Genomic DNA, 16535 nt, shown 5'->3' with positions numbered 1-16535 from the left:
AGTGTAGTGCAGCGATGTGACCGTGCTGCTCAGAGTTTTTTCATGACGACCAATCCCTTCAGGTATTCGCCCTCGGGGAACGCGGTGGTCATCGGATGGTCGCAGGCGCCGCCCAGGCGCTGCAGGATGGCGCCGTCGACGCCCGCATCGCAGGCCGCCGAGGCCACGATCTTGTGGAACAGCTCGACACCAATGCCGCCCGAGCATGAGAAGGTGAACAGCACACCACCGGGTGGCAGCAGCTTGAAGGCCAGGCGGTTGATGTCCTTGTAGGCGCGGGCGGCACGTTCGGCGTGCGCCGCCGTCGGCGCCAGCTTGGGCGGATCGAGCACGATGGCGTCGAACAACCGGCCCTCGGCCACAAACTGGCGCAGCGAGGCGTTGACATCGGCGTCGAGGAAAGTCGCCTGGGTCGGGTCCAGCCCGTTGAGCACCAGGTTGGCGCGCGCCCGCTCCAGCGCCGGACCCGACGAGTCGATGCTGGTCACATGCCCGGCCCCGCCGGCCAGCGCCGCGACCGAAAAGCCGCCGGTGTAGCTGAAGCAGTTGAGCACCTGGGCGAACTTCAGGCGCTTCGTGTACCCGTGCAACGCCAGCCGGCTGTCGCGCTGATCCAGGTAGTAGCCGGTCTTGTGGCCCAGGGCGATGTCCAGGCCCAGGCGCCAGCCGTGTTCCTGCAGTTCAAAGGCGGTGGGGCCGTCGCCGCGCAGCCAGCCGGTCACCTCGGGCAGGCCTTCGAGAGCGCGCGAACTGGCGTCGGAGCGTTCGTACAGGCGCGGGCAGCCGGTCAGTTCGACCAGCGCGTCGGCGATCACGTCTTTCCAGCGCTCCACCCCGGCCGCACCGAACTGGGCCACCAGGGTGTCGCCATAGCGGTCCACCACCAGGCCCGGCAGGCCGTCGGACTCGCCGTGCACCAGGCGCAGCCCATTGCTGGCAATACCCATGCGCTCGCGCAGTGCGATGGCGCGGCGCAGCGTGTCACGGAAGAAAGCGGCGTCGATGCGCTGGGCCTGGTCGAAGCTCCAGGCGCGCACACGGATCCTGGAACTGGGCGAGTACGCGCCCCAGGCCAGGAACTGGCCGTCAGCGCTGTCCACACGCACGGTTTCTCCGGCATCGGCGCCGCCCTTGGCAATCGCGCCGTCGAACACCCAGGGATGGCGGCGCTGCAGCGAGCGCTCCTTGCCGGGCTTGAGTCTGATGATCTTCATGAGAGGTATTGTCCCCCTCGCGCCGCCTGCGGCGTCACCCCCCAGGGGGCGGCACTGGCGGCCTGGCAAAGCCAGTTCCGCGGTGCCCTGGAACAGCTACCCCTCCGGCGAACGTGCCTTCTTCCAAGGATGCGGCGGAACCGGCTCTGCCGGGCCGCTCGCATCGCCCCCTTGAGGGGGTGACGCGCCGCGAGGCGCGGCGCAGGGGTGGGCCAGTTCAGGGTCTCAGGTAGACGAAGCCTTCGCGGGCCTGCAGCCGGGCCACCTCGGCCACGCCGGAAGGCACGATCTTGGCTTCCATCGCCACTTTGGAAGCGTCGATCTTGCGCGAGACCAGGGTGTTGTTGCAGACCCGGAACTCCACGCCCTTGGCCGCCAGTTCGCCGATGGCGCCGGCAAACGGCTGCTCCATCTGGTTGGTCGCGCCATCGAGCAGGAAGTCGATGCCCAGGCCATGGGCGACCACCACGATCTTGGCCTTGGGGTCGGCCGCCAGGTGGTTGCGAATGTTGTTGATGGCGCGCGAGGCCTGGGGAATGCCTTCGCTCATGTGGTAGACCGTCTTGATCACGTCGTCGGCCGCGTGCGACGGCGCCGACATCGCAAGGAAAAGGGCGAGCAATGCGGCCTTGAAGGCCAGGAACAGTCGGGGCATGGGGAAGTCTCCTAAGGTGTCGCGCCAGACAGCGCATTTAAAAGAAGCAAGCAATGATATTTGCAAGAAGAATTTTTGATCGACCCGCCCTGTTTCGTCAGCGGGTATTCCCGGTCGGTCGAAGGACCGCCATCAGGACTTGGCCGGCCCGCGCCCCTTGGCGCGCGGGTGGGCCGCGTCGTAGGCACGGGCCAGATGCTGGAAGTCCAGCCGGGTGTACACCTGCGTGGTGCCGATGCTGGCGTGCCCCAGCAGCTCCTGCACCGCGCGCAGGTCACCGCTGCTCTGCAGCACGTGGCTTGCAAAGGAATGCCGCAGCATGTGCGGGTGGACCGGGGTCGAGAGCCCGGCCAGCAGCGACCGGCGCTTGAGCCGCACCCGGATGTGCTGGGGGGTCAGGCGGGTGCCGTGGCGGCCGACGAACAGCGCCGGGTCTTCGGCGGCCAGGGCCGGGCGCGCTGCAAGCCAGCGCTGCAGCGCCTCCAGCGCCGCACGGCCCACCGGCACGCTGCGCCGCTTGGAGCCCTTGCCCAGCACATGGGCCTCGCCCGCCTGCAGGTCGATCCAGCCGCGCGCCGTGCCGCTGGCGGCGACATCCAGCCCCACCAGTTCGCCGATGCGCAGGCCGCAGCCGTAGAGCAGCTCGGTGATGCAGGCGTCGCGCGCCTCCAGCGCCGGGTCGTCGCCCTCTTCCACGTGCGCGGCCAGCTGCACCGACTCGTCCACGCCCAGCGCCTTGGGCAGGGGCTTGCCGGCCTTGGGCGCGCGCACGTCCTGCACCGGGTTCTGGGTCACCAGGCCCTGGCGCCCCAGCCACACGTAGAAGCCGCGCCAGCCTGAAAGGATCAGTGCAATGCCGCGGGCGCTGCGGCCGGCGCTGTGCATCTGCGCCACCCAGCGCCGCACATGGGCGCTCTGCACCTGGCGCAGACCGACGCCTGCGGACTGGGCGTTCTGCGCCAGCCGGGCCAGGTCACCGATGTAGAGATCGACGGTGCGCGCCGCCAGCCGCTTGTCGATGCGCACATGGGCGAGGTAGGCCTCGACCAGCGCCGCGTCGTCGACGTTATTCATCGGCGCGGCACCGCTCTCCACGGTTCTGCCAGGTTCAGGGGCGCAGGCGCGAGAGGGCCGCGCTGGTCAGGTCGCCCATGCGCTCCAGGAATTCGGTGCCCATGTCGGCGGCAAAGCGCTGCGGATCGGGCGAGCCCAGCACCAGCAGGCCGAATGCGTCCTGGCCCTCGCCGGCGCGCAGCGGGATCAGGGCCAGCGAGGCCACCGCACCGGGATCGACCAGCCAGCCGGCCGCTTCCAGACCGGGGTTGGCGCCACAGTAGGGCCGCGGCAGCGACGAGGCAAAGGCCTGCACGTCGTCGCTGGCGCCCTGGGCGTAGGACTGACCGGAGAAGTCGTCCGCCACGCCCCACAGCTTGATCGCCACCTGCGGCACATTGAACTGGGCCGCCATCTCGCGCGCCGCCACCAGGGGCAGATCCTGCGTGTCGCGGGTCATCAGCAGCTCGCGGGTCCAGCGGTGCAGACGGTCGGCGATGGCGGAGTTTTCCTGGCCGTGGCGGATCATCTCGGCCGAGCGCAGCTCCAGGCCCTTGATCTTCTCGCGCAGCATCTCGGCCTGGCGCTCCTGCAGGCTCACCGCGCGCTGGCCGTGCGGGCTGCTCAACTGCACCGTCGCCAGCACGCCGGCGTGGCGCTCGAAGAAGTCGGGCGTGTTGGCCAGGTAGTTGGCAATGTCGTCTTCGGTGATCGGGGGAATGGTCGGGTCGGTCATGGAAGTGTGTCGATCCTGATGTTCAGGCCAGCTCGGGCACGTCGATCTCGCCCTCGAACACCGAGGTGGCCGGTCCGGTCATGAAGACCGGTGCGTCATGGGCCGCATTGTCGCCCCATGCGATGGTGAGCCGGCCGCCGCGCGTCTCGACGTCGACGCTGTCGTCCAGCAGGCCCAGGCGGATGCCGGCCACCACCGCCGCGCAGGCGCCGGTGCCGCAGGCCAGGGTCTCGCCCACGCCGCGTTCGTACACGCGCAGGCGCACATGGGCGCGGTCCAGCACCTGCAGGAAACCCGCGTTCACGCGCGCAGGGAATTGCGCATGGCGCTCGATCTGCGGTCCCCAGGTGGGCACGGGCGCCGTGTCCACGTTGTCCACCAGCAGCACGGCGTGCGGGTTGCCCATGGAGAGCACGGCCACCGGCGCCACATCGCCAGCGGCCAGCGGCAGGGACCAGCGCTCGAAGTTGCCCATCGGTGTGGGCGTCTGGCCCGCCGAGTCGAAAGGCACGCGCGCCAGGTCGAAGATGGGCGCGCCCATGTCCACGGTGACGCGGCCATCGTCGTTCAGGGCCAGGCTGATCTCGCCGTGTTTCACCTTCACGCGCACCGGGTTCAGATCCGTGAGCCCCTTGTCGCGCACGTAGCGCACAAAGCAGCGCGCACCGTTGCCACAGTGTTCGACCTCACCGCCGTCGGCGTTGTGGATCACGTATTCGAAGTCCACACCGTCCGACGGCGCGGGGCGCACCGACAGGATCTGGTCGGCGCCGACGCCGAAGTGGCGGTCGGCCAGGAAACGGTACTGGGCCGCGCTCAGACCGAGGCGGCCACGGGTCTCGTCGAGCACGACGAAGTCGTTGCCCGCGCCCTGCATTTTGGTGAAGTGCACTCGCATGGTTCGATTATCCGCCCACCCCGGTGCGCGCCGTGCCGGTGCATGCGCACCGCCGCGGACTGCGGCGCACCCCACCGAGCACATTGCGCACAAAGCCGGTGCTGTTTTGTATGCAATCTTGTGCGGATTGCATACAAAAAAACTGGCACGGCTCGTGCAACAGGGTCGGCATGGACGCTGTCACCCCCGCCCCCGCCGCCGTCGAACTGATCGCCCTGACCAAGCAGTACGGTCCGGGTACCGTGGCCGTCGACGCCATCAACCTGCGCATCGCCGCCAACAGCTACTGCTGCCTGCTCGGGCCCTCGGGCTGCGGCAAGAGCACGACCTTGCGCATGATCGCCGGGCACGAAAGCACCACCAGCGGCGACATCCTGCTGGAGAACCGCAACATCACCAACCTGCCCGCCGCCGCGCGCGGCACGGCCATGATGTTCCAGAGCTTCGCGCTGTTCCCGCACCTCTCGGCGCTGGACAACGTGGCCTTCAGCCTGAAGATGAAGGGCATCGGCAAGGCCGAGCGCCACGCCCGCGCGCAAGACCTCCTGCAGCGCGTGGCCATGGGGCACCTGGCGCACCGCAAGCCGGGCGAACTCTCGGGTGGCCAGCAGCAGCGCGTGGCGCTGGCGCGCGCCCTCATCACCCAGCCGCGCGTGCTGCTGCTAGACGAGCCGCTGTCGGCGCTCGACCCCTTCCTGCGCATCCAGATGCGCGCCGAGCTGCGCCACTGGCAGCGCGAACTGGGCCTGACCTTCGTCCACGTCACGCACAGCCAGGAAGAGGCCATGGCGCTGGCCGACACCATGGTGGTGATGAACCAGGGCCGCATCGAACAGGCCGGCCCGCCCCACGCCGTCTACAACCGGCCGGCCAGCGAGTTCGTGGCGCGCTTCATGGGCGGCCACAACGTGCTGCAGACCGTCAACGGCAAGGTGGCCGTGCGCAACGACCACATCCGCCTGGCCGAGGCCGGCAGCACCGGCTGGACCGCCACCGTGAGCGACGTGGAGTACCAGGGCACCTACGTGCTGCTGGGCCTGCAGCTCGACGGCGACAGCGCCGACCGCGGCGTGTCGGTGATGTTGTCCGAAGCCACCTTCGTCGACCGCCCCTGGACCACCGGCGAACGCGCCGACCTGAGCTGGAACCCGGCGCAGGCCCACGCCCTGGCCGCCTGATTCCGCCTGCTTTCCCTCCCCTGTCCTTCCCCCTGCAACCAAGGAGTTCTCCATGCCCGATTCCACCGACATCCAGCACGACGGCCTGTCGCGCCGCAGCCTGCTGCAAGGCACCGCCGGCCTGGCCGGCATCCTGGCCAGCGGCCTCTCGCCGGCCATCGCCCAGGAAAAGATCACCCTGCGCTACCTGGGCACCGCGGTGAACCAGGACAAGGCCATCGCCGAGAAGTTCGAGAAAGACACCGGCATCAAGATCCAGTACGTGGCCGTGACCACCGACGACGTGACCAAGCGCGCCGTCACCGCGCCCAACAGCTTCGACCTGATCGACACCGAGTACTTCTCGCTCAAGAAGATCGTGCCCACCGGCAACCTCAAGGGCATTGACACCAAGAAGATCAAGAACGCGGACAAGATCACCAGCCTGTTCACCACCGGCACCGTGGCCGGCAAGGCCGTGGGCGACCAGGGCACCGCGCCCAAGAAGGTGATCTTCCTGGAAGGCGAGAAGAGCAAGGTCTTCGCCAAGAGCCCGACCCAGTTCATGAGCCTGATCCCCACCACCTACAACGCCGACACACTGGGCATCCGCCCCGACCTGATCAAGCGACCCATCAACTCCTGGGCCGAGATGCTCAACCCCGAGTTCAAGGGCAAGACCGCGATCCTGAACATCCCGTCCATCGGCATCATGGACGCGGCCATGGTGGTGGAAGCCATGGGCATCCACAAGTACGCCGACAAGGGAAACATGACCAAGGCCGAGATCGACCTGACGATCAAGACCCTGATCGAAGCCAAGAAGGCCGGCCAGTTCCGCGCGCTGTGGAAGGACTTCAACGAGTCGGTGAACCTGATGGCCTCCGGCGAAGTCGTGATCCAGTCCATGTGGAGCCCGGCCGTGACCGCCGTGCGCACCAAGGGCATCGACTGCGTGTTCCAGCCGCTGAAAGAGGGCTATCGCGCCTGGGCCGCCGGCTTCGGCCTGCCGACCACGCTCTCGGGCCGCAAGCTCGACGGCGCCTACGAGTTCATCAACTGGTTCCTCGACGGCTGGGCCGGCGCCTACCTCAACCGCCAGGGCTACTACAGCGCCGTGCTGGAAACCGCCAAGGCCAAGATGGAGCCGTACGAGTGGGCCTACTGGATGGAAGGCAAGGAAGCCACCCAGGACATCAAGAGCCCCAACGGCGACCTGCTGGCCAAGAAGGGCGCCAAGCGCGACGGCGGCAGCTACGAGCAGCGCATGGGTGGCATCGCCTGCTGGAACGCCGTGATGGACGAGAACGAGTACATGGTCCGCAAGTGGAACGAGTTCGTCGCCGCCTGACCACCCAGACCCTCTGAGCCCATGAGCACGAACACCGCCGTGACGGCCCCCGTCACCGACAGCCCCAACCGCACCGTGCCCGCCGGGTGGCAGGCCGCGCCGTACACGCTGGTGTTCGTGCTGTTCTTCCTGATCCCGCTGGGCCTGGTGCTGATGGTCAGCTTCTGGGACTTCAACGAGTACGAGCTGATCCCGGCCTTCACGGTCCGCAACTACCTGGCCATCTTCGAGGGCTGCTCCGCACTCACCGACCACGGTGACTTCTGCGTCACGCTCTCGACCTACCTCTCGACGCTCAAGTTCAGCTTCCTGGTCTGGCTGATCACGCTGGTGCTGGGCTTTGCTGTCGCCTATTTCCTGGCCTTCCACGTGCGGTCTTCGGGCATGCAGACGGCGCTGTTCGTGCTCTGCACCGTGCCCTTCTGGACGTCCAACGTCATCCGCATGATCTCGTGGGTCCCGCTGCTGGGCCGCAACGGCCTGGTCAACCAGGGCCTGCAGGGCATCGGCCTGATCGACCAGCCCATCGAGTGGCTGCTGTTCTCCGACTTCTCGGTGGTGCTGGCCTTCGTGCACCTCTACACCATGTTCATGATCGTGCCCATCTTCAACAGCATGATGCGCATCGACCGCAGCCTCCTCGAAGCCGCCAGCGACGCCGGGGCGAGTGCCTGGCAGACGCTGTGGAACGTGATCGTGCCGCTGTGCAAGACCGGCATCCTCATCGGCTCGATCTTCGTCATCACCATCGTCATGGGCGACTTCGTGACCATCGGCGTCATGGGCGGCCAGCAGATCGCCTCGGTCGGCAAGATCATCCAGGTGCAGACCTCCTACCTGCAGTTCCCGCTGGCCGCGGCCAACGCCGTGATCCTGCTGGCCGTGGTTCTGATGATCATCTGGGGGCTGACCCGGTTGGTCGACATCAGGAAGGAGCTGTGAGCATGCAAGCCCGAGTCTCCGACGCCCGCGCGCCCGGCTTCTGGCCGCTGGCTGCCGTCTTCGCGCTCTTTGTGCTGTTCATGTACGGCCCGATGGCCGTCATCTTCGTGCTCTCGTTCCAGGGGCCAGAGGGTGGGCTCACCTTCCCGATGCGGGGCTGGTCACTGCACTGGTTCCGCCAGCTGGCCGAAGGCCTGGGCACGGTGGACATCGGGGCGGCGTTCACCCGTTCGCTGATGCTGGGCGCGGTGGTCATGGCCTCCACCGTCGTGCTGTCGGTGCTGGCGGGCCTGGCCTTCCGCAAGAAACTGGGCGGCGGCAACGCACTGTTCTACGTGACGGTGGCCAGCCTGATCATGCCGTCCATCATCGTGTCGCTGGGCATCGGCCTGCAGTTCCGCCTGCTCGACGGCGGCCTCAAGTGGCTGCTGGAAGCGGTGGGCGCGACCACCACGCTGGAGGAGTACGGCACCGCGCTGGGCCTGTTCACCTCGGCGCTGGGCGCTCACCTGACCTGGACCCTGCCCTTCGGCCTGCTGATCATGTTCGCGGTCTTCAACCGATTCAACCCGGCCTACGAGGAAGCGGCGCGCGACCTCGGCGCCACACCCTGGCAGACCTTCCGCCACGTGGTGCTGCCCCTCATCGGTCCTTCGGTAGTCGGCATCGGCATGTTCGGCTTCACGCTCAGCTGGGACGAGATCGCCCGCACCTCGCAGGCCATCGGCGACGTCAATACCCTGCCGCTGGAGCTGCAGGGCCTGACCTCGACCGTCACCACGCCAGCCATCTACGCGCTGGGCACCGTCACCACAGTGGTGTCGTTCGCGGTCATGGGTCTCACCGTCGGTCTCGCGATGTGGCTGAAGAAAAAATGAAAGCAGCCGCGCAGCCGCTGTCCGACCAGGCGATCTACGAGCGCATGGTCTCGGCCATCCTCGACCACCAGCTGCCGCCCGGCACCAAGCTGGTGGAGGACCGTCTGGCGGCGGCCTTCGGTGTCTCGCGCACGCGCATCCGCCCGGTGCTGGTGCGGCTGGCCAACGAGAAGGTGGTCACGCTCACACCCAACCGCGGCGCGGCGATTGCCGAACCCAGCGAACAGGAGGCGCACGAGGTGTTCGAGGTGCGGCGCATGATCGAACCGCTGCTGGTCGAGCGCTTCATCGGCCGGGCCACCCCGTCTCACATCCAGGCGCTCAAGGCCTGCATCTGCGACGAGGAGGCGGCGCGCAAGGCCGGCGACATGCGGCGTGCGATCCGCCTCTCGGGCGACTTCCACCTGCAGATCGCCGAACACGCCGGCCACCAGACCCTGGGCGGCATCCTGCGCGAGCTGGTCTCGCGCACCTCGCTCATCCTCATGGCCTACAGCGCGCCGCACGCCCAGGCGCGCGAGGACGCCACCGCCTGCGGCTGCCAGGAACACCGCGGCCTGATTGCCGCCATCCAGCTGCGCGATGCGAAGGAAGCCGCACGGCTGATGCGCGAGCATCTGGAACGGCTGGAATCACAACTCAGCTTCACGTCCGCTCCTGAAGCAGCACCGGACCTCCTGGAACTGTTCGGCTCATGAAACGGCTGCTGGTCATCAATCCCAACACCTCGGAGCGCGTCAGCGCGCTGCTGCAGACCCACGTGCAGGCCGCCGCCGGTTCACACGTGGTGGTGCAGACGGTCACCGCCCGCTTCGGTGCGCCCTACATCGCCGATGAGGCCAGCTACGCCGTGGCCGCGCACGCGGCGCTCGACGCCTGGGCGGCGGCACTCGACCGCGAGCCGACCCAACCCGACGCGGTGCTGATCGGCTGCTTCGGCGACCCGGGCCTGATGGCGTTGCGCGAGTCCAGCCCGGCCCCGGTGACCGGCCTGGCCGAAGCGGCCTTCATCGAGGCCGCGCGCCACGGGCGCTACGCCATCGTCACCGGCGGCGAACGCTGGGCGCCGATGCTGCAACGGCTCGCGCAGGCATTGGGCCAGGCCCAGCAACTGGCCGGCATCCACACCGTGGCGCCCACCGGCGCTCAGCTCGCCGCCGACCCGGCCGGCGCCCACCGCCTGCTGGCCCAGGCCTGCCGGGACGCCGCTCACCAGCTGGGCGTCCAGGCCGTCATCCTGGGCGGCGCGGGCCTGGCCGGCATGGCCGCCGCGGTGCAGGCCCAGGTGCCCGTGCCGGTGATCGACAGCGTCATCGCCGGCACCCACTGGGCGCTGCGCACGCCGCCGCTGCCCCCCCTGCGTGCGACGCCCGGTTTCGACAACGCCTGGCAGGGACTTTCACCGGAGATGCACGCCCTGGGGCTGGCGTAAACCCCAAGCCCGCGCGACAGCGCCGGGCGGGCGGTCCACGCACAATGGATGCATGGTCCGCCCCACCCAACTGCTCCACCCCCAGCGCGCACCCGCCCCGGTGCGCCCCGCCGCCACCGTCCTGCTGTTGCGCGATGCGCCTCAGGGCATCGAAGTGCTGATGACACGCCGCTCGATGACCGCGAGCTTCGCGCCCGGCGCCTACGTCTTCCCCGGCGGCGGCATCGACGCCGCCGATGCCCAGGCACACGGCCATTCCACGCGCCGCGCCACGCAAAGCGACTGGCACCTGACGCAGGCCATCGCCGCCATCCGCGAGAGCTTCGAAGAGCTGGGCATCCTGCTCGCGCGACACGCCGATGGCTCGCACCTGGACACGGCACAGATCGCCGCGCTGGACCGAAAGGCCCCGTTCGCCGCACAGTGCGCCGCGCAGGGCCTGACGCTTTCGGGAGGCGAGGTCTTCGTGCTGGCGCACTGGGTCACCGACCGCGACCTGCCGCGCCGCTTCGATGTGCCCTTCCTCGTGGCGCGCATGCCCGAGGGGCAGGAACCGGTGGCCGACGAGTCCGAGCAGTTCGAACCGCTCTGGGTGCGCCCGGCCGACGCGCTGGCGCGCCATGCCGCGGGCCAGTTCTTCATCATCTTCCCGACCATCCGCACGCTGGAGCGCCTGCAGACCTATGCCTCGGTGGACGATGTGCTCAAGGCCTGCGCGGTCAACGACGAGCCGCTGTTCACCAGCTGCCCGCGCGCGGGGCTGATGAACGGCCACGAATCGCGGCACATGGAGCACGAGATGCCCTATGGCGAGCTGGCGCTGGTGTGCCCGGACGGGCAGATCGTGCACGAGCTGGCTTGGCAGACCGAGCGTCCGGTGCCGCTGCTCAGGAACGTGCAGCGGCTCACCGCGCCCAACCCGGGTTTCATGACCGGGCCGGGCACCAACAGCTACATCGTCGGCGACCCGACCACCGGCCACATCGTGATCGACCCGGGCCCGGACGAACCGGCGCACATCGAACGGCTGTGGCGCGCGGCGGGCGGCGACATCCGGGCCATCGTCTGCACCCACTCGCACCCCGACCACTCGCCTGGCGCGCCCCGGCTGCAGGCGCTGTGCGCCAACGCCGGTCGGGCCAGGCCGCCCATCCTCGGCCTGCCCAGCGCGCCCACGTCGCGCGAAAACAGCCGCTTCACCCCCGAGCGCACCCTGGCCGACGGCGAGCGCCTGGTGCTGAGCGCCCCCGACGGCACAGCACACACCCTGCAGGTGGTGCACACCCCCGGCCATGCGGCCAACCACCTGTGCCTGCTGCTGGAGGAAGACGGCCTGCTGTTCAGCGGCGACCACATCCTCAACGGCAGCACCACCGTCATCGATCCGCCCGACGGCAACATGGGCACCTACCTCGATTCGCTGGACAAACTCGACCAGCTGTGCGAGCAGCACGGTGTCCACTTCATCCTGCCGGCGCACGGGTATGTGCTGGGCGACCACCCGCGCAGCGGTGACAACCCCGGCGCGCCCGAACGCGGCGGCGCGCGCGCCGCCATCGCCCATCTGAAGGCGCACCGGCTGGCGCGCGAAGCCAAGGTGGCCCGCGCCATGCAGGCCATTCCCGACGGCAGCATCGACGACTGGGTGAAGATCGCCTACGACGACGTGCCCGAACGGCTGTGGCCGGTGGCCAAGCGCTCCATGCTGGCGCACGTCGAACACATCCAGAGCATGGGTGGGTTCAACGTCTGAATTAAGTGTGAAGCGCGCCGATAAGCCGGATTCTGTGCATCCGGGTTGCCCCGGATGTGACCGCCATTCCTCTGGGCCGGGGGTCGCCCACCCGGCTCGGTGCTACCTACCCGCCAGCTCCGCGGAACCACATCAACGCTGGCCTATTTGGTATTGCTGCGCGTAGAGATTGCCCGTTTCACCCCGGCTGGTCTGCCTTGCGGCACTCCCACCGGACTCGTCTCTGTTGCTCTGATCCTCACCTTAGGGTCTTGCGACTTGTCGGTGGAGAGGTGTTACCTCCTACGCTGTCCTGTGCAGTCCGGACGTTCCTCCAGCACACCCTTTCGGGTCTCGTGCCAGCGGCGGTCTGGCGCGCTCCACGGGCGGCATTATCCCGTAGTCCCCGCCCGGTCAGACCAGCTTGCGGATCTTGCGGTGCCGCCACACGCCCTGGTAGTACGCGCTCTGCAGCACCAGCATGGTCACATAGGCCACGGGGAACGCGATCCAGATGCCTTCCAGACCGAGGCGCGCGTCCAGCAGATAGGCCACCGGCAGCTGCACGCCCAGGATGCAGAACACCGAGATCGCCATCGGCACCAGCACGTCGCCGCTGGCGCGCATCACGCCACCGATCACCGCCTGGAAGCCGAACACCAGGATGCTCCAGAGCATCAGGTGCAGCAGGTGCTGGGCCTGCGCATGCACGCTGTCCTGCGTGAGGAACAGGCCCAGCGCCCAGCCGGAGACGGCATAGCCCAGCAGCACCAGCCCGCCGGTGAGCGCGGCGTTCAGGCCCAGCCCGGTCTTGAGGATCGGCGTCAGGCGCTCGATGCGCCCCGCGCCGATGGTCTGCGCCGCCAGGATGGACGCGGTGATGGCGATGGAGAGCGCCGGGAACTGCACGTAGTTCACGATCTGCGTCACCGCGCCGTAGGCCGCCGTGGCCTGCGAGCCGTGGCCGTTGACCAGCGCCAGGATCACCAGCTCCGACAGCGAGATCACCACCATCTGCAGGCCCGTGGGCAGGCCGATGCGCATGACCTTGCCCAGGATGGCCCGGTCCAGCTTCAGCGCGTGCAGCAGCTCGCGGTCGGGCGCCAGCACGTGGCCCAGGCGATGCAGCCGCAACCCCAGGAAGGCCAGCGCGGCCGCGGTCGAGACAAAGCCGGCCAGCGCCGCGCTGCGGATGCCCAGCGGCGGCAGGCCGATCCAGCCCTTGATCAGCAGCGGCGTGAGCGCCAGCCCGATGGTGGTGGACATCAGCAGCGCCAGCAGCGGCGAAACGGTGTCGCTGACACCGCGCAGCAGCTGGGTGAGCAGGATGAACACCAGCAGCAGCGGCATGAACAGCATCATCATGCGGGCGTAGGACACCGCGTCGTCCAGCACGTCGGCCGGTGTGCCCAGCGCCACCATGGCCTCGCGCGCGAACACCGTGCCCGCCACCGCGGCCATCAGGCCGATCACCGCGCCCAGGGTGATCGCGGTACCGGCGATGGCCTTTACCTTGTGCGGCTCACGCGCGCCCCAGGCCTGGCCGATCAGCACCGACGCACCGGCGCCCAGGCCGATGATCAGCGAGATGAAGAAGAACACGATCGGGAACATGCCCGAGACGGCCGCCAGCGCGTGGGTGCCCAGCATCTGGCCGATGTATATGCCGTTGAGCGTGCCGGAGAGGCCCTGCAGGATGTTCGACAGCACCATGGGCACGAGGAACAGCAGGTAGATGCGCCACAGGGGTTTGGTGCGCGGCGGATGGGAGGGGTCGAAAGTCTGGGACATGGTTTATTTTATCCGGGTAAATTATTTTATCCGGGTAAATTTGGTGACAGCGTTTCTGGTTGGGCGCCCAGCGACAATAACGGCCTTCGCTGCTTGATGAACACAAGCCCCACGAGATCATGATCCGCATCGCCGAACTCAAACTGCCTCTGGCCGAGGTGCCCGCCGAGCACCGCCGCGCCGCCGACGCCCCCACCGAAACCGACGAAGACCGCGTGCCGCCGCCGCATCCGGTGGCCGCCCTCACCCGCCTGGCCGCCCAGGCGCTGCAGGTGGCGCCCGAGGCCATCGCCACGCTGTCGGTGTTCAAGCGCAGCTTCGACGCGCGCAAGGCCGACCTGCTGGCGGTCTACATCGTGGACGTGGCGCTGGCCGACCCGTCGCTGGAACCGCAGCTGCTGGCCCGGCACGAGAAGAACCCGCACATCCTGCCCACGCCTGACATGGCCTGGCACCCGCCCGGCCATGCACCGGCCGGCTGGCCCGCCGACGAGGCCGACCGGCCGGTGGTGATCGGCCTGGGCCCCTGCGGCCTGTTCACCGCGCTGGCACTGGCGCAGATGGGTTTCAAACCCATCGTGCTGGAGCGCGGCAAGCCGGTGCGCGAGCGCACCAAGGACACCTGGGGCCTGTGGCGCAAGAAGGTGCTGAACCCGCAGAGCAACGTGCAGTACGGCGAGGGCGGCGCGGGCCTGTTCTCCGACGGCAAGCTCTACAGCCAGATCAAGGACCCGCGCTTCCTGGGTCGCAAGGTGATGCAGGAGTTCGTCGACGCCGGCGCGCCGACCGAGATTCTCTACCAGGCGCACCCGCACATCGGCACCTTCAAGCTGGTCAAGGTGGTCGAGGCCATGCGCGAGAAGATCGTGGCGCTGGGCGGCGAAATCCGCTTCCAGCACCAGGTCACGGGCGTGGTGCTGGCGCCGGCCGGCGATGGCCAGCAGCGGCTCACCGCCCTGCGCGTGCTGCGGCTCGACACGGGCGACGCCATGGAGCTGCCCACACGCCACGCCGTGTTCGCGCCGGGGCACAGTTCGCGCGACACCTTCGCGATGCTGCACGACGCGGGCGTCTACCTCGAAGCCAAGCCATTCTCGGTGGGCTTCCGCATCGAGCACCCGCAGAGCGTGATCGACCGCGCGCGCTGGGGCCGCCACGCCGGCCATCCGCTGCTGGGCGCGGCCGACTACAAGCTGGTGCACCACGCGAAGAACGGCCGCGCGGTCTACAGCTTCTGCATGTGCCCGGGCGGCACCGTGGTGGCGGCCACCAGCGAGCCCGGCCGCGTCGTCACCAACGGCATGAGCCAGTACTCGCGCAACGAGCGCAACGCCAACGCCGGCATGGTGGTGGGCATCGACCTGGCCGACTACCCGACCCGCTTCCCGCAGGACGCGCCGCTGTGGACCGCCGCTTTCGGCGAGGCCGACGGCCCGCGCTATGCGAAAGAAGCCGAGGCGCTGGCCGCCAAAGGCCAGACCCACCCGCTGGCCGGCATCGTGCTGCAGCGCCAGCTGGAGGCCCGGGCCTTCGAGCTGGGCGGGCAGAGCTACGAGGCGCCGGGCCAGAAGGTCGGCGACTTCCTGGCCGGCACACCGTCGACCGCTTTTGGCGAGGTGCTGCCGTCGTACAAGCCGGGCGTGAAGCTGGGCGACCTGGCGCCCGCCCTGCCCGGCTTTGCGATTGAGGCCATGCGCGAGGCGCTGCCGGTGTTCGGTCGCAAGATCAAGGGCTACGACATGCCCGACGCCATGCTCACCGGCGTCGAGACCCGCACCAGCTCGCCGCTGCGCATCACCCGCGGCGAGGACCTCCAGAGCCTGAACACACGCGGCCTCTACCCGGCCGGCGAGGGCGCGGGTTACGCGGGCGGCATCCTGTCGGCCGGGGTGGACGGTATCAAGGTAGCCGAGGCGGTGAGCAAGGCCGTTCTCGGCCTCTGAACACCGCTGGTTACAACTGGCTCGCCAGCTTTACACCGGGTGCGGGGCGGCTTGACACAGGCCCCGCACAGTGGAGGCTCCTTCAACACACGGAGACCTCCATGAACTCCTCCCCCCGTTCCCTCCTGATCCCCGTCCTGACCGGCGTGATGGCCCTCGCCGGCGCCAGCGCCGCACAGGCGCAGGACGAACGAGGCCGCGTGCTCAGCAGCACCCCGGTGATCCAGCAGGTCGCCGTGCCGCAGCAGGTCTGCCAGAACGTGACCGTGCGCGAACCGGCCCGCACCTCCGGTGCCGGCGCCATCATGGGTGCCATCGCTGGCGGTGCCATGGGCAACGCCATCGGTGACGGCAACGGCCGCGCCGCCGCCACCGCCATCGGCCTGTTCGGTGGTGCCATCCTGGGCAACAAGATCGAAGGCAAGGGGCAGTCGCACACCCGCACGGTGCAGGAGTGCAGCACGCAGAACGTGATGGAAAACCAGGTCGTGGCCTACAACGTGGTCTACGAGTACGCGGGCCGCCGCTACACCACCCAGATGCCGCAGGACCCGGGCCGCTGGGTGCCGGTCAGCGTGATGCCGGTGGGCGCCGCACCGGCCTACGGCCCCAGCTACCGCCCGCAGGCCTCGAGCGCGCCGGAGGTGGTGCGCATCGGCGGTCAGCGCCCCTACCGCCACGACAACCGCCACTGGCGCGACCGCGACGACGAGCAGTGGGACCGCTACTATCGCTGAGCCCCCGGCAGCCCGC

At 68.8% G+C, this 16535-nt stretch carries 15 protein-coding genes and 1 other RNA gene; 9 read left to right on the top strand and 7 right to left on the bottom strand.

The window, feature by feature from the left end; genetic code table 11:
• Positions 1-29: 29 nt before the first annotated feature.
• The 5 genes from BC358_RS01830 to dapF all read right to left on the bottom strand — a co-directional run bounded on the left by BC358_RS01830 (position 30) and on the right by dapF (position 4556).
• Positions 30-1214, bottom strand: a complete 1185-nt coding sequence (locus BC358_RS01830) for a class I SAM-dependent rRNA methyltransferase (RefSeq protein WP_079364435.1) — start codon at positions 1212-1214, stop codon at positions 30-32.
• Between the two features lie 217 nt (positions 1215-1431).
• Positions 1432-1869, bottom strand: coding sequence for a DsrE family protein (locus tag BC358_RS01825; protein WP_079364434.1), 438 nt, complete (start codon positions 1867-1869; stop codon positions 1432-1434).
• 132 nt (positions 1870-2001) lie between these two features.
• Positions 2002-2943 (bottom strand): tyrosine recombinase XerC, encoded by a 942-nt coding sequence (locus BC358_RS01820; protein WP_079364433.1) that lies wholly within the window; start codon positions 2941-2943, stop codon positions 2002-2004.
• Between the two features lie 34 nt (positions 2944-2977).
• Positions 2978-3658, bottom strand: coding sequence for a DUF484 family protein (locus tag BC358_RS01815; protein WP_066153560.1), 681 nt, complete (start codon positions 3656-3658; stop codon positions 2978-2980).
• 22 nt (positions 3659-3680) lie between these two features.
• Positions 3681-4556: a diaminopimelate epimerase gene (dapF, locus tag BC358_RS01810; protein ID WP_079364432.1), complete on the bottom strand. Its 876-nt coding sequence runs from the start codon at positions 4554-4556 to the stop codon at positions 3681-3683.
• Positions 4557-4726: 170 nt separating this feature from the next.
• On the opposite strand from dapF, the gene BC358_RS01805 reads away from it, so the two are divergent.
• The 7 genes from BC358_RS01805 to BC358_RS01775 are packed head-to-tail and all read left to right on the top strand — an operon-like array spanning position 4727 to position 12069.
• Positions 4727-5734, top strand: a complete 1008-nt coding sequence (locus BC358_RS01805; protein WP_079364431.1) for an ABC transporter ATP-binding protein — start codon at positions 4727-4729, stop codon at positions 5732-5734.
• Between the two features lie 52 nt (positions 5735-5786).
• Positions 5787-7064 (top strand): PotD/PotF family extracellular solute-binding protein, encoded by a 1278-nt coding sequence (locus tag BC358_RS01800; protein ID WP_079364430.1) that lies wholly within the window; start codon positions 5787-5789, stop codon positions 7062-7064.
• Positions 7065-7085: 21 nt separating this feature from the next.
• Positions 7086-8006, top strand: coding sequence for an ABC transporter permease (locus tag BC358_RS01795; protein WP_079364429.1), 921 nt, complete (start codon positions 7086-7088; stop codon positions 8004-8006).
• 2 nt (positions 8007-8008) lie between these two features.
• Positions 8009-8884 carry an ABC transporter permease gene (locus BC358_RS01790; RefSeq protein ID WP_079364428.1) on the top strand — a complete coding sequence of 292 codons (876 nt, stop codon included), beginning with the start codon at positions 8009-8011 and terminating at the stop codon, positions 8882-8884.
• The gene (locus BC358_RS01785) at positions 8881-9582 is read left to right on the top strand and encodes a GntR family transcriptional regulator (protein ID WP_079364427.1); all 702 of its coding nucleotides are present in this window, start codon (positions 8881-8883) and stop codon (positions 9580-9582) included. The genes BC358_RS01790 and BC358_RS01785 overlap by 4 nt, the downstream gene beginning before the upstream one ends.
• The gene (locus BC358_RS01780; protein ID WP_066153580.1) at positions 9579-10316 is read left to right on the top strand and encodes an aspartate/glutamate racemase family protein; all 738 of its coding nucleotides are present in this window, start codon (positions 9579-9581) and stop codon (positions 10314-10316) included. The genes BC358_RS01785 and BC358_RS01780 overlap by 4 nt, the downstream gene beginning before the upstream one ends.
• Before the next feature lie 52 nt (positions 10317-10368).
• Positions 10369-12069, top strand: a complete 1701-nt coding sequence (locus BC358_RS01775) for an MBL fold metallo-hydrolase (protein WP_079364426.1) — start codon at positions 10369-10371, stop codon at positions 12067-12069.
• Between the two features lie 5 nt (positions 12070-12074).
• Here the strand turns inward: BC358_RS01775 and rnpB are convergent.
• Together rnpB and BC358_RS01765 are read right to left on the bottom strand one after the other, a co-directional pair.
• Positions 12075-12430: RNase P RNA component class A (rnpB, locus tag BC358_RS01770), an RNA gene on the bottom strand.
• A 32-nt stretch (positions 12431-12462) separates the two neighbouring features.
• Positions 12463-13839: an MATE family efflux transporter gene (locus BC358_RS01765; protein ID WP_079364425.1), complete on the bottom strand. Its 1377-nt coding sequence runs from the start codon at positions 13837-13839 to the stop codon at positions 12463-12465.
• Positions 13840-13958: 119 nt separating this feature from the next.
• Between BC358_RS01765 and BC358_RS01760 the strand changes: the two genes are divergently transcribed.
• Together BC358_RS01760 and BC358_RS01755 are read left to right on the top strand one after the other, a co-directional pair.
• Positions 13959-15782, top strand: coding sequence for an NAD(P)/FAD-dependent oxidoreductase (locus tag BC358_RS01760; RefSeq protein WP_079364424.1), 1824 nt, complete (start codon positions 13959-13961; stop codon positions 15780-15782).
• A gap of 101 nt (positions 15783-15883) precedes the next feature.
• Positions 15884-16519: a glycine zipper 2TM domain-containing protein gene (locus tag BC358_RS01755; protein WP_079364423.1), complete on the top strand. Its 636-nt coding sequence runs from the start codon at positions 15884-15886 to the stop codon at positions 16517-16519.
• Positions 16520-16535 lie beyond the last annotated feature (16 nt).

This window comes from Hydrogenophaga sp. H7, assembly GCF_002025745.1.
In the GTDB taxonomy this organism is placed as follows: Bacteria; Pseudomonadota; Gammaproteobacteria; order Burkholderiales; family Burkholderiaceae_C; genus Hydrogenophaga; species Hydrogenophaga pseudoflava.
Note: the sequence above shows the minus strand (reverse complement) of the source record. Positions and strands in the feature narration are given on the sequence as shown.